At 33.7% G+C, this 12856-nt stretch carries 15 protein-coding genes; 9 read left to right on the top strand and 6 right to left on the bottom strand.

Translation table 11 applies throughout. The annotated features are described in order from the left end of the window. Position 1: 1 nt before the first annotated feature. Complete coding sequence (locus BM296_RS16595; RefSeq protein WP_091904659.1) at positions 2–2410, bottom strand: TonB-dependent receptor; 2409 nt, start codon at positions 2408–2410, stop codon at positions 2–4. Between the two features lie 225 nt (positions 2411–2635). On the opposite strand from BM296_RS16595, the gene BM296_RS16590 reads away from it, so the two are divergent. The 4 genes from BM296_RS16590 (at position 2636) to BM296_RS16575 (ending at position 6678) form a co-directional block, all read left to right on the top strand. Further along, entirely contained in the window at positions 2636–3178 is a 543-nt protein-coding gene (locus BM296_RS16590) for an RNA polymerase sigma factor (RefSeq protein ID WP_245787041.1), read from the top strand. Further along, the gene (locus BM296_RS16585) at positions 3178–3717 is read left to right on the top strand and encodes a hypothetical protein (RefSeq protein ID WP_091904655.1); all 540 of its coding nucleotides are present in this window, start codon (positions 3178–3180) and stop codon (positions 3715–3717) included. Before BM296_RS16590 ends, BM296_RS16585 begins: the two co-directional genes overlap by 1 nt. Further along, positions 3701–4789: a DUF4097 family beta strand repeat protein gene (locus BM296_RS16580; RefSeq protein ID WP_091904652.1), complete on the top strand. Its 1089-nt coding sequence runs from the start codon at positions 3701–3703 to the stop codon at positions 4787–4789. Before BM296_RS16585 ends, BM296_RS16580 begins: the two co-directional genes overlap by 17 nt. Positions 4790–4869: 80 nt before the next feature. Beyond that, positions 4870–6678: a glycoside hydrolase family 2 protein gene (locus BM296_RS16575; RefSeq protein WP_091904649.1), complete on the top strand. Its 1809-nt coding sequence runs from the start codon at positions 4870–4872 to the stop codon at positions 6676–6678. An 81-nt stretch (positions 6679–6759) separates the two neighbouring features. Here the strand turns inward: BM296_RS16575 and BM296_RS16570 are convergent, their stop codons facing one another. Beyond that, positions 6760–7272 (bottom strand): VOC family protein, encoded by a 513-nt coding sequence (locus tag BM296_RS16570; protein WP_091904646.1) that lies wholly within the window; start codon positions 7270–7272, stop codon positions 6760–6762. 115 nt (positions 7273–7387) lie between these two features. On the opposite strand from BM296_RS16570, the gene BM296_RS16565 reads away from it, so the two are divergent. The 5 genes from BM296_RS16565 (at position 7388) to BM296_RS16545 (ending at position 9998) form a co-directional block, all read left to right on the top strand. Then, complete coding sequence (locus BM296_RS16565) at positions 7388–7702, top strand: winged helix-turn-helix transcriptional regulator (RefSeq protein ID WP_073244105.1); 315 nt, start codon at positions 7388–7390, stop codon at positions 7700–7702. 133 nt (positions 7703–7835) lie between these two features. Beyond that, entirely contained in the window at positions 7836–8504 is a 669-nt protein-coding gene (locus BM296_RS16560; RefSeq protein WP_143099093.1) for a hypothetical protein, read from the top strand. Beyond that, positions 8504–8695, top strand: a complete 192-nt coding sequence (locus BM296_RS16555; protein ID WP_027066934.1) for a hypothetical protein — start codon at positions 8504–8506, stop codon at positions 8693–8695. The genes BM296_RS16560 and BM296_RS16555 overlap by 1 nt, the downstream gene beginning before the upstream one ends. 41 nt (positions 8696–8736) lie before the next feature. After that, entirely contained in the window at positions 8737–9147 is a 411-nt protein-coding gene (locus BM296_RS16550) for a GNAT family N-acetyltransferase (RefSeq protein ID WP_245787040.1), read from the top strand. A 239-nt stretch (positions 9148–9386) separates the two neighbouring features. Beyond that, complete coding sequence (locus tag BM296_RS16545) at positions 9387–9998, top strand: DJ-1/PfpI family protein (protein ID WP_091904909.1); 612 nt, start codon at positions 9387–9389, stop codon at positions 9996–9998. 46 nt (positions 9999–10044) lie between these two features. Here the strand turns inward: BM296_RS16545 and hisIE are convergent, their stop codons facing one another. From hisIE to hisA, 4 genes are all read right to left on the bottom strand, one after another. Beyond that, positions 10045–10653, bottom strand: a complete 609-nt coding sequence (gene hisIE, locus BM296_RS16540) for a bifunctional phosphoribosyl-AMP cyclohydrolase/phosphoribosyl-ATP diphosphatase HisIE (protein ID WP_091904639.1) — start codon at positions 10651–10653, stop codon at positions 10045–10047. Positions 10654–10817: 164 nt separating this feature from the next. Then, positions 10818–11573: an imidazole glycerol phosphate synthase subunit HisF gene (gene hisF / locus BM296_RS16535; protein WP_091904635.1), complete on the bottom strand. Its 756-nt coding sequence runs from the start codon at positions 11571–11573 to the stop codon at positions 10818–10820. Continuing rightward, positions 11573–12091 (bottom strand): DinB family protein, encoded by a 519-nt coding sequence (locus tag BM296_RS16530; RefSeq protein WP_091904632.1) that lies wholly within the window; start codon positions 12089–12091, stop codon positions 11573–11575. Before BM296_RS16530 ends, hisF begins: the two co-directional genes overlap by 1 nt. Further along, on the bottom strand, positions 12084–12812 hold the full coding sequence (gene hisA, locus BM296_RS16525; protein WP_091904628.1) for a 1-(5-phosphoribosyl)-5-[(5-phosphoribosylamino)methylideneamino]imidazole-4-carboxamide isomerase: 729 nt from the start codon (positions 12810–12812) through the stop codon (positions 12084–12086). The genes BM296_RS16530 and hisA overlap by 8 nt, the downstream gene beginning before the upstream one ends. Positions 12813–12856 lie beyond the last annotated feature (44 nt).

The raw sequence follows: 12856 nt of genomic DNA, 5'->3' as shown, positions 1-12856 counted from the left end.
CTTAAAATTTGAAGTTATAGGTTAATGAAGGCACAATACCGAAAATTGCAGTTCTAGTAGCTTCATTAGCCCCTGTTTCTATATTCTGACCAAATGAAATGGAAGCTGCATTTTTACGGTTGTACGCATTATACAGCCCTAATACCCATTCTCCTTTTAGTTTCGCATTTGGTTTTTTATTCGGTTTATAATTGACTGATAGATCTAAACGATGATAAGCAGGTAAACGATCAGAGTTTCTATTGGCATAGCTTGCCACTGAAATACCTTCATACTCATATTGCCCATTAGGGTATGTAACCGGTCTACCTGTTTGAAAAACAAGGTTGGTTCCAAAACTCCATTTGTCATTTAATTGATAAGATCCAGAGATAGAAATATCATGAGTTCTATCATACGGAGTATTATACCAATTACCATCGTTAATACCTAGTCCGCCAGCAGTACCACCAGGAGTTCTTTGTTCAGATTTGGAAAGAGTGTAAGCAATCCATCCTGTAAATTTCCCTTCATTTTTACGGAATAATAGCTCTAATCCGTATGCTCTAGATTCCCCAGTTAAAATTTCGGTTTCAATTGTATTTTGTCCAATAAGGTCTGAACCATCTATATAATCAATTCTATTATCGGTATTCTTATAATACACTTCAGCTTCCATAGAATACGCCTTGTTTTTAAAGTTTCGAAAATACCCAAGTGCATATTGATTAGATAATTGCGGGTCTATATACTGTCCGCTTGGTGCCCATACATCTAAAGGTGTTGCAGAAGAAGTATTCGATAATAAATGAATGTACTGCGCCACTCTAGAGAAACCGGCTTTTAAAGAAGAGTTATCATCAATCGTATAGGCTAAAGAAGCTCTAGGTTCTATATTTCCGAAAGATTTAATGGCATCACCATTTTCGTAAACAGTCTCCCCTACTGCCATTCCACGCTCATAAATGCCTAAGTCTGAATTATAGACTACTGGTTGGTTATTTTCATATTCTGTCATTGGTTGACCACCCATTCTAGTAAACGCACTATAACGCAACCCGTATTGAGCCGTAAATTTATCTGTCAATTTATGTTCAGCATTTACATAAACTCCGCTTTCGATAGCCTTTTTTTGATCTAGCAGTAACGGATTAACTGCCGAGGTTTCAGAAGTTGGTTTTATCTCACCTGGATCAAACTCATAATATATTCCGCTTGCGCCAAAATCTAATTTAAATTTATCGCTGAAATAGTATTTTAGATCATATTTAAGGTTGTAATTGATAATAGACGATACCCAGTCGAACTCAGCAAAAGTAAGACCTAACTTATAATCGTACTTACTATAGATAACAGAAAGGTTTGAAAAGAGCTTGTCGTTAAAAATATGATTCCAACGAAGATTTCCGGTAGAGTTACCGTAAGAATTACTGAAAGTATCCCCTAGTTCAAAAGAATCTCTTCCAAAATAACCAGATAGAAAAAGTCTGTTATTCGAATTGATCTTATAATTGGTCTTTAGGTTTAAGTCGTAAAAACCAACACTATTATCTTCCCCAGCCGCTTTTAATAATAGATTGGCATATGAGCTTCTACCAGCAATTAAAAAGGATCCTTTTTCCTTAAATAACGGACCTTCAAGAGCTAAACGACTAGAAATTATACCTATACCACCAGTAGCAGCAAACCGTTTACTATTACCGTCTTTCTGACGCACATCTAAAACAGATGAAACACGACCCCCATAACGCGCAGGAATTCCGCCTTTATATAATTTCACATCTTTGATAGCATCAGCATTAAATACAGAGAAAAACCCGAACATGTGCGATGTATTATAAATAATTGCCTCATCTAACAAAACCAGATTTTGATCGCCCGCTCCCCCACGTACATGAAAACCACCTGTACCTTCACCATTATTGGTAACACCAGGTAACATTTGTAAAGATTTTAGAATATCTACTTCACCCAGAACAACAGGCATCTGTTTTACGGTTTCAATATTCATTTTAAGAACACTCATTTCTGGTTTTCTTAACACCGCAATTTCAGACTCTTCTGCAACCACTTCAACTTCATCTAATTTGGTAGACACCTCAGAAATTTCGAAATTGAATTGTTGGTTTTTGTTAAGGTTCACCTCCTGCTTAATATCAGAATACCCCATATAGGTAATTAGCAAACGATATTCTCCTTTAGGTGCACTAATGGAATAAAAACCATATTCATTGGTAACGACACCTATAGATGTTCCTTCTAAAAATACAGATGCCCCAAAAAGCGTTTCTCCATTATCTATATCTGTAATTTTACCGCTAATGGTATAACTTTCTTGGGCAATTAAGAAAGTAGTACTTAGAAATAAAGTTAGAGTGGTAATTAAGTTTAACCACCTTAATCGTACTTTCTCTTTTCTTCTTCTTGTCATATTATTTATTTGAATGATTGATGAATGCCACTAATTGACAACTTAATTTTTAAAAGGTTGCATGTATCTAAATATTTAGCAAAAAAGTAACATTGATATTCATTAATCACTGTACCTTCATAACACTAATTTTTCTAAAAATTGTTGGTGATATGCAACCATCAACATTTTCAACTGTCTTTATATAGAAACCTAATTTAGAGTACAATCAACCTCTTTAATTAATTGGAAACCGAAATACGTTTTACGCATAAGTCTCTTGTTGAAAACAGCAAGTCTGGCGACAGAAACTCTCAGTACCAACTGTACGAGCTTTATGTTGATGCTATGTACAATATTGGTATGCGGTTTTTAGGTTGTAAGGAAGATGCAGAAGATGTTGTACAAGATAGTTTCATTGATGCTTTTAAAAACCTTCATAAATTTAAATATGAAAGCACATTTGGGGCATGGTTAAAGCGAATTGTAATTAATAAATGTATCAATCACTTAAAAGTTAAACGGTTACCGCTAAGTACCATAAATGATCATGAGTTTCACTTAACCGAAGAGGTAGCATATGAAAGGATTGCTGCGGTAGATATTTTAAAGGTAAAAACAGGAATAGAAAAACTTCCCCAAGGTTACAGACAAATTATCAACTTATACCTACTTGAAGGGTTTGACCATAACGAAATAAGCGAAGTATTGGGCATAACAACATCAACTTCAAAATCTCAATACCATAGAGCAAAAAAGAAATTAGTAGAAATTATAAACACATTATAATGGATCAATTTGAAAAAAATATAAGAGAAAATAAATCGGTCTTTGATGACCAACAGGCAGACCGTGCCAAAATGTGGGCACATATAGAAGCGGAATTAAATAGTAACCAACCAAAAGTTATTCCGCTTTGGAAATCTCCTATGCTTCGTATTGCTGCTAGCATAGTTTTAGTAATTGGTATTTTAGGTCTTATTGGTGTTTCTGCGTATAGTGGCGTTACTGCAGAAACAAATTATGTTTCCCAAGAATTGCAGGATATAGATATGCATTACCAAGGTTTGGTGTCATATCAAGTTCAATTGGTAAAAAGCAACCAGCAATTGTCAGAATCTGATAAAGAAGAATTTCTATCCTTTATGGTAGAACTAGATAAAGAATACCAACAGTTGAAAATTGAAATGCAGAACAACTTAGATAATGAGCTCGTACTTGAAGCGATAATAGGCAATTATAAAAAACGAATAGAACTTATAGAAAACCTATTACAACAGCTTAATGAATCTAAAATTAAAGACGAAGATTATGGATATACTTTGTAAAAAACTGTTCCTTTTCGCCCTTGCAATTTTTGTCGGCTTTACCGTTTTGGCGCAAGAAAAGGTGTCTAAAGAGACAACTAAAACCTACCCTTTCGATAATACAGGGGAATTACATTTAGAAAATAAATATGGTAATATTAATGTATATGGATGGGCAAAAGAAGAGGTTTCCATAACGGTTAGTATTACTGTTACCGACAAGAAAAAAGAAAATGCTAAAGACTTATTGGGGCGTATAAAACCAATAATAAGACAAAGTGAAAAATTCATTTCTGTGAATTATGAAATTGGTGAAAAGAGTACCGGATTCTTTTCTAACTTATTTGAAAAAGCCAATCCGTTTGATTTTGATCGTAGTAATGTTCAAATAGATTACAAAATCTATATCCCTAAAAAGGTAGAGTTGGAAATCGTCAATAAATTTGGTGACGTATTTATAGAAGATTGGGTAGGAATATTAAAAGCAGATGTACAACATGGCGATATGTGGATAAATGATAATTTGAACAAAGCAGATATTAGCATGAAATATGGCAAGTTAAAAGCTAAGAACATCAACTATGCCAACGTAGACTTAAATAATGGTGGCTTAGATATAGACCATGCTAATACTATGAGGTTAAATAGTAGTGGTAGTACAATAGATATACAACAAGTTGAATCTTTAGAATATTACGCTAATAAAGATGAAGCGGATATTAAAGATATAAGTACACTATATGGTAATCTTAAATTTAGTCAATTACGTATACGACACTTAAATAAAGACATTGATTTAAATTTGAAGATTTCAGATTTTTGGATAGACCATGTTGTTTCTCAAAATTCAAAAATTACCATTGAACAGGAATCTTCTGAAGTGAGTATAAATATTTTAAACTTTCCACATAGTTTCTCTGCTATATTAGAAGAAGGTTTGGTTCGTTTGCCAAAATCATTTCAGAATGTAGATTCAAAATTACAAGATAAAGGTAAGAAGCTACGAGAAATAAAAGCTACCTATGGTAAAGGCGGAAAAGGGCATATTATCATTTCAGGTAAAAAGGGAGTAGTTCTATTGAAAGAAATTTAAAAATAAGATTGACTTATAATTGCACCCTTTTTTAAATAAAACGGTAAATTGAAAGCTTAAATTAAAACTAGGTTTACCACATGAAAGGAATAAATAATTTAACGTTCATTCTCTTTATTTTTTTAAGCATAATAAGCACAGCACAAGATGCTAATTATGCAAATCTTCTTCAGAATATAGATTCCAGAGAAAAGACTTCATTAAATGGAAAATGGGATATGATCGTAGATCCCCTTGAAAATGGGTTTTACAACCATAGGCTACAGGAATACAATAAAGGATATTTTAGGAATGCAAAAATGCAATCTCCTTCTGACCTTATTGAGTATGATTTTGATACCAGTTTACAGTTAGATGTACCAGGTGATTGGAATACACAAATGGACAAGCTATATTATTATGAAGGCACAGTTTGGTATAAAAAGGACTTTGACTATACGCCTACTTCCAACGAATTAACTTATCTATATTTTGAAGCGGTAAATTACGAGGCTATTGTTTATTTGAATGGAGAAAAAATTGGCAAACATGTTGGTGGCTATACTCCTTTTCAGTTCGATGTTACGGATAAACTTGTTGACGGAAATAACTTTGTTGTTGTAAAAGTTGATAATAAACGTAAAAAAGAAAATGTACCTACAGTAAACCAAGATTGGTGGAACTATGGTGGCATCACTAGATCTGTCCACTTAATAAGCGTACCTAAAACTCATATATCTGATTATTATGTTCAATTAGAAAAAGGAGAAACCGGTAAAATTAAAGGGTGGGTAGCTATAGAAAATGCAACTGACGGAGACGAAGTAAGCATTAAGATTCCTGAGCTTAAGAAAACGGTAAAAGCAAAATTAAATGATGGGAAAGCATCTTTTCTAATCAATGCTAAACCAAGTTTATGGTCGCCAGATTCTCCTAAGTTATATGAGGTTGTTTTAGAAACAAGTACAGATAAAATTATAGATCATATTGGCTTTAGAACGGTAACAACAGATGGCTCTAAAATACTTGTTAATGGAAAAGAAACTTTCCTAAAAGGTATTAGTATACATGAAGAAGCAGCATTTAAGACAGGTCGTGTAATTTCTGTTGAAGAGTGTAAAGTACTTTTAAATTGGGCAAAAGAACTAGGTTGTAATTTCTTGAGGTTAGCGCACTACCCACATAGCGAAGCTATGGTGAAAGAAGCTGAAAAGATGGGCTTTTTAATCTGGTCTGAAATACCTGTATATTGGACTATTCAATTCGAAAATGAAGACACATATGCAAATGCGGAAAATCAATTAACCGAAATGATTTCTCGCGATAAAAATAGAGCATCTGTAGTGTTATGGTCAATGGCGAATGAAACACCAGAGAGCGAACCACGTTTGTCTTTCATAAGTAATTTGGCAGAAAAGGCACGTAGCTTAGATAATTCTAGATTAATAACTGCAGCTTTGGACACCCAAGGTAAAGGAGATGATGGTAATTTAATAGAAGACCCATTAGGTAAAGTTGTGGATGTTATTGGTATTAATAATTATTGTGGATGGTATTATGGCGATGTAGATTCATGCAGCAGTATTAAATGGGCAAGTGCATATAATAAACCAATGATTATGAGTGAAATCGGTGGCGGAGCTTTATATGGTAAACATGGCGATAAGAATGAAAGATGGACAGAAGAATACCAAGACGCTCTTTTTAAATCTAACATTGAAATGATGGAAAATATAGAATTTATGGCAGGCCTATCTCCTTGGATTTTGATGGACTTTCGTTCATCTAGACGTCCATTACGTAGAATTCAAGATGATTTCAACAGAAAAGGACTTATTTCTGAACAAGGGATGAAAAAGAAAGCTTTTTATACTTTACAGGAATATTACCTTGATATGGATAAAAAATAATATAGATTTTGAAAACTATACTATTAAAGCGATTAATGTTTAATTAAACATTAATCGCTTTTTTAGCTTTGTATTTTAAACTTATCCAGTATAAGCTCCAGATGAATACGTTAATTCATAACTGTGGGTATAGACTTCAAAAACGATTCCGAAGGGATCCTCTACATAACACATTTTATATGGTTTCTCGTTCGGATAGTAAGAACGAATTGGCATACGTTGTTTACCACCATGTGATACAATTTTAGCAACCAATTCTTCAATATTAGGGTCCTGGATACAAAAGTGAAATAACCCTGTGTTGAATGGATTAAATTCTGGAGCCTCTTTTACACCATGTGGAAAACAGAACAACTCTACACCAATACCATCGGAAGTAGACATGTGGGCAATTTCAAATTCTTCCCAGTCATCACCAAAAACATCGATACACATTTGCCCTATGGCAGTTTCTTTTTCCTTCTTAATTTTAGATGGTTTCATTATCACATACCATCCCATTACTTCAGCGTAGAATTCTACTGCTTTCTCTAGATTAGGAACTGTAATCCCTATATGTGAAAATGATTTTGGATATTCTTTATTCTTGTTCATAATTCTAATTTTAATGTAAAATAAACATATATTTGCCTTATTAGCAATAACTTACCTTAAAGTATTATAGTTACCAAAAAGAGTTAATTGCTAATTATCAGTTATTTAATTCTATATGAGTTTAAAAAAATATTGCCCTTTAGACTATACAATGAATTTAATTGGCACCAAATGGAAACCAATAGTTCTCTTTCACCTTCTAGAAGGACCACTACGCTCAGGAATTCTTCAAAAGAAAGTGCCAGGTATTTCAAATAAAATGTTCACCCAAACCGTAAGAGAATTGGAAAAAGACGGATTGGTGATTAGAGAAGTATTTCCCGTTGTACCACCAAAGGTAGAATATGCTTTAAGCGAACGTGGAAAATCTCTTAAAAGCATTCTTCTAAGTTTAGATTCTTGGGGTGCAAATGATGCTTCAAATTGCTAATTCATAAGTATTTAGCATAGTCCAACACAACAAATAACGAAATTTTGGGTTTTATTTAAAAAATATAGGTTTTTGGTGCAACTATTTGTTAGTTAGGTTGTCTATTAAGTAATCAATCAAAAATCGAACAGTAATGAAACCACTAAAATTAACTCTTCTCCTATTATCACTTGTATCCTGTTTGGATAGCTTCGGACAAGAAGAAACTAATGAATACCTAGAATTTAACGACCGTAATAATGTTGTACATGGTGTTTACGTAGGTATAAACATGGGTTTGGGAGAAATAGATGGCGAAAACGCATATATGGGCGGACTAAAAATAGCATACGTAGCCAATCAGCAATTTGAAGTCGGATTTGCCAGTAATTTTCTTTACTCCGAACAAGATATATACAACAATAGCTTATCTAGGTATGAAGATTTAATTGCCGTTTATGGGGGCTTGCATTTAGAGCCTATTTTATTTAGTAAAAATCGCGTCAATTTAAGTTTCCCTCTTTTATTAGGTGCTGGAGCCGTAGGTTATGTAGACAATAAGTTTAGGCATGATGATGATTTTGAAGAAGAACTTACTGAAGATGATTTTGATGCCGTATTCGTTGCAGAACCTGGCGTTAACGCACTATTTAACATTTCAAGATATCTACAAATAGAAGCTGGTGTAAAATATCGCTTCTCAAGTAAAATAGACCTACCTCCTACGCGTATTACACGTATTAACGGTTTTACCGCTGGCATAGGAATAAAAGTAGGCATATTTAATATGGGTAGAAACCGTTATAAGAAAAACGTACAGTAATGAGAAAAAAGAAATCCAATAAAGTTTATTCTCAAGAAGTTATAGACACGCAACATGTCTTTACAGAGGATAATAAAGTTTTTATAAAGAAGAAAACTTCTATTAGGTCCAACCCAAAAGAAGAATGGTCGCCTATAAAATTTACATGGGTATCTGTTGCAAACGTTCAAGATTCTTTAGTACTTGAATAAACTATAAAAGCTACCTACATTTGAGGTCAACTATACTATTCATGACCACAAAAATAATTGAGATAACAGCCGATGAAACATTACCCATTAGACATCAGGTAATGTGGCCTAATAAACCAATTGACTACGTAAAACTGCCAAATGACAATGAAGGTCTACATTACGGACTCTTTTTAGATAAAAAATTAATTTCGGTAATCTCTTTATTTATTAATGACGGAGAAGCTCAATTTAGAAAATTTGCTACATTAGAAAATTACCAAGGTAAAGGATATGGCCGTATACTTCTAAATGAAATTATGCAAATTGCCGTTAAGCAATCATTAAAAAGAATATGGTGTAATGCCAGAAGAAACAAATCTGAATTTTATAAGAAGTTTGGTTTGGTAGCTACTAACACCATTTTTATAAAAGGCGATGTAGATTATGAAATCATGGAAAGGATATTTTAATAGCTTATTTCTGAAAATTTAGTCATTTTTTTATGGTATTGATAATAATGCCAAAAATTACATACACCAAGGAGTAATCCGTTAGAATCATTTAAATATTATCTTATTTTAGAACGAAAGTTTTCTCTTTGATAATAATTTAAATAGCAGTTATGCAAATATTTACTAAGCTTATAAAGTCGATATTAGTTGTATTAATTCTCAGTTCAAGTGTAACTGCCCAAGAAAATTCCAGCCAAATGAGTTCAACTGAAAAAGAAGAAATTGCATTCTTGCTTTTCGACAATTATGAAACCCTTGATGTATTTGGACCTGCTGAAATATTTGGACGATTAACCGACTTATATACTTTAAAATTCTATTCACTAGAAGGTGGTATTGTGACCAATAGACATCAAGTCCCAATCATGACAGAAAAACTAGCAGATATCAATAAGAAGCCATTTGCCTTTTTGATCCCTGGTGGTTTAGGAACAAGAGTAGAAGTAAATAACGATAAGCTAATAACTTCTATTAAAGATATAAGCCTAACTAGCACATTTGTAATGACCGTATGTACAGGAAGTGCGCTCTTAGCAAAAACAGGACTTTTAGACAAAAGGCAGGCTACTTCAAACAAACGTGCATTTGCATGGGTCGTAACCAACGGACCAGATGTACAATGGGATAAAGAAGCTCGTTGGAAGGTAGACGAAAATTATTATACTTCTTCAGGTGTAAGTGCAGGTATGGATATGGCTTTAGGATTTTTAGCCGACCGACACGGTTTAGATTTCGCTAGAAATGTAGCTTGGGAAATAGAATACAATTGGATAGAAGACAAGGACAATGATACGTTTACTGCAGAATGATAAACTGCATGAAAAGCAGTTAACGTATCATTTGAACTTATGACATCTACTTCTTCCTTTTCATTAATTCTGCTTCAATATCTTTAAGCGTAAATCCTTTTGCCTGTAACAGCATTAAGTAGTGAAATAATAAATCAGCACTCTCGTACAAGAATAATTCATCATTATCATCCATAGCTTCAATCACCGTTTCAACGGCTTCCTCCCCTACTTTTTGGGCAATTTTATTGATTCCTTTTTTAAATAATGAAGCTACATAAGATTTGCTATCATCGGCAGTAGTTCTTCTTTCTTTTATAGTATCTTCTAACTCAGAAAAGAACCCGAATTGTGAATTGTTTTCTTCTTTCCAACATGTATCTGTACCAGTATGGCATGTAGGACCTACAGGATTTACGGTAATTAAAAGAGAATCATCGTCACAGTCATTTTTAATGGAAACTAAATTCAAAAAATTTCCACTTTCTTCACCTTTAGTCCATAAACGCTGCTTAGAACGACTAAAAAATGTAACCTTACCACTATCAGTAGTTTTCTTCAATGCTTCGGCATTCATATAGCCAAGCATCAATACATTCTTCGTACGTGCGTCTTGTATAATTGCAGGCACTAGTCCGTCACTCATTTTCTCCCAATTGGGTGTATTAAATTCCATATTCTCTTTATTCAATTTCAATTCTATTGATCATTTTCTTAAAAGGCGATATCCTTATCGTGGTCCGAAACCTTCAACTGCGCTTAGGATAATACCTAGTTTAATAATTCTAATTCGCTCACGAAGCCTAGTCGAAGTCAAATTTTGTTTGTCAAAACTGTAAACTATATTCGAACAGGAATACCATTTTCTTTTAACTCAGTTTTCAATTCTTGAATACCAATTTCTTTAAAGTGAAAAACACTTGCCGCCAAAGCTGCATCTGCTTTACCCTCAACAAAGGTATCAGTAAAATGCTGTTTGTTACCAGCACCACCCGAGGCAATTATCGGAATATTTAATTCCGTAGACAATTTTGCCAATGCTTTATTTGCGAATCCGTCTTTGGTACCATCATTATCCATTGAGGTAAACAAGATTTCTCCAGCTCCGCGCTCTTCCACTTCTTTTGCCCACTCAAACAATTTACGTTCGGTAGGTACTTTTCCTCCAACCAAATGAACAATCCATTCGCCATCTATCTGTTTAGCGTCAATAGCAACAACGATACATTGAGAGCCGAATTTAGCAACTAAATCATTAATTAACTGTGGGTTCTTTACAGCAGAGGAATTAACTGAAACCTTATCTGCCCCATTTTGAAGCAGCACATCTACATCTTCAACAGAAGAAATTCCGCCACCAACAGTAAACGGAATATTTACTTTTTCCGCTACCCGGAAAACCAAATCTGCTAAAGTTTTACGTTTCTGCTCTGTTGCAGATATATCTAGAAAAACCAGCTCATCCGCTCCTTCTTTACTGTAAATCTCAGCAAGTTCAACAGGATCTCCAGCATCTCGTAAATCGACGAAGTTGACACCTTTTACAGTTCTACCGTCTTTTATATCTAAACAAGGTATTATTCTTTTTGCAAGCACTAGTCTATATTTTTTTTGTTCAAATCTATACCATCATAAAAGCCCAAATCCTTATTCTTTAATTGCTTTACCCAAAAAGCAATTTGCCCGGTGTGATATGAGTAATGTTCTACTGCGTGAAGAATAATGCCAACACCCGAAAATGAAAAGCCTTGAACAGATCTCATTTTCACCAATTGATTTGGTGTTACATTAAAAATCACTCTTTTAGCATCATCAACAACACTTTCTAACTTAGTAAACAGCTCATCTTTGGTAAGTCCTCCAGTTACTGAAAATTCATCATCCCTATTCCTTTTATCTTCCGTTTCGCCTAAAGATGAAATAATATATTGCGAAATATTTCCACAAAGATGGAGCATTAAGTTAGCTATACTATTCAATGAAGGATTAGGTTTTTGCCAAACTTCATCTTCTGAAATTTCTGCAAGGCTCTTTTTAATCATGCGTGTACTTTCATCCATTCTGTACAACGCATTCTCAACGATTTCCTCCACTAAGCGAGCTTCTTTATCCATTGCTTAAAATATATGATTCCAATTGTTTTAAACTGATTCTATTTTCATAAATAGCTTTGCCTATGATTGTACCTTCACAACCCATTTCGGCTAATTTAGGCAGCTCATCAAAAGTAGAAATACCTCCGGAAGCAATTAGCTTTAAATCATTGGTCTGATCTAAAATATGTTTGTATAATTCAAACGACGGACCTTCTAACATACCGTCTTTACTGATATCAGTGCAAATTACATAAGTAATACCTTTTTCTTGATACCCTTGTATAAATGGGAAAAGCAGTTCTTTAGATTCTTCTTGCCATCCAGAAACCGCTACTTTTTCATCCATAGCATCAGCGCCAAGAATAATTTTATCCGCACCATGCTTTTCAATCCATCCAATAAAAGTATCTGAATCTTTTACAGCGATACTACCACCTGTAATTTGTTTTGCTCCACTTTCAAAAGCAATACGTAAATCATCATCAGTTTTTAATCCACCACCAAAATCAATTTGTAAACCGGTTTGCGAGGCTATTTGTTCTAACACCTTATGATTGACGATATGTTTAGATTTTGCACCATCTAAATCTACTAAGTGCAAGTGCATAATACCGTATGCCTCAAATTCTTTGGCTACTTCTAAAGGGTTTTCATTATATATCTTCTTAGTATCGTAATCACCTTTTGAAAGACGTACACATTTACCATCAATGATATCTATAGCAGGAATAATTCTCATATTTTTTTATAGTATAAAGTATTAAGTCTAAAGTATTAAGTCTT

The organism is Maribacter stanieri (assembly GCF_900112245.1).
GTDB lineage: Bacteria > Bacteroidota > Bacteroidia > Flavobacteriales > Flavobacteriaceae > Maribacter > Maribacter stanieri.
This window is presented reverse-complemented; position numbering and strand designations above follow the sequence as displayed.

Excerpts from the sequence above, each read along its gene's own strand:
- BM296_RS16595 (WP_091904659.1), bottom strand. The coding sequence starts at position 2,410 with ATGACAAGAAGAAGAAAAGAGAAAGTACGATTAAGGTGGTTAAACTTA.
- BM296_RS16585 (WP_091904655.1), top strand. The coding sequence starts at position 3,178 with ATGGATCAATTTGAAAAAAATATAAGAGAAAATAAATCGGTCTTTGAT.
- BM296_RS16580 (WP_091904652.1), top strand. The coding sequence starts at position 3,701 with ATGGATATACTTTGTAAAAAACTGTTCCTTTTCGCCCTTGCAATTTTT.
- BM296_RS16575 (WP_091904649.1), top strand. The coding sequence starts at position 4,870 with ATGAAAGGAATAAATAATTTAACGTTCATTCTCTTTATTTTTTTAAGC.
- BM296_RS16570 (WP_091904646.1), bottom strand. The coding sequence starts at position 7,272 with ATGAACAAGAATAAAGAATATCCAAAATCATTTTCACATATAGGGATT.
- BM296_RS16565 (WP_073244105.1), top strand. The coding sequence starts at position 7,388 with ATGAGTTTAAAAAAATATTGCCCTTTAGACTATACAATGAATTTAATT.
- BM296_RS16560 (WP_143099093.1), top strand. The coding sequence starts at position 7,836 with ATGAAACCACTAAAATTAACTCTTCTCCTATTATCACTTGTATCCTGT.
- BM296_RS16555 (WP_027066934.1), top strand. The coding sequence starts at position 8,504 with ATGAGAAAAAAGAAATCCAATAAAGTTTATTCTCAAGAAGTTATAGAC.
- BM296_RS16550 (WP_245787040.1), top strand. The coding sequence starts at position 8,737 with ATGACCACAAAAATAATTGAGATAACAGCCGATGAAACATTACCCATT.
- BM296_RS16545 (WP_091904909.1), top strand. The coding sequence starts at position 9,387 with ATGAGTTCAACTGAAAAAGAAGAAATTGCATTCTTGCTTTTCGACAAT.
- hisIE (WP_091904639.1), bottom strand. The coding sequence starts at position 10,653 with ATGGAATTTAATACACCCAATTGGGAGAAAATGAGTGACGGACTAGTG.
- BM296_RS16530 (WP_091904632.1), bottom strand. The coding sequence starts at position 12,091 with ATGGATAAAGAAGCTCGCTTAGTGGAGGAAATCGTTGAGAATGCGTTG.
- hisA (WP_091904628.1), bottom strand. The coding sequence starts at position 12,812 with ATGAGAATTATTCCTGCTATAGATATCATTGATGGTAAATGTGTACGT.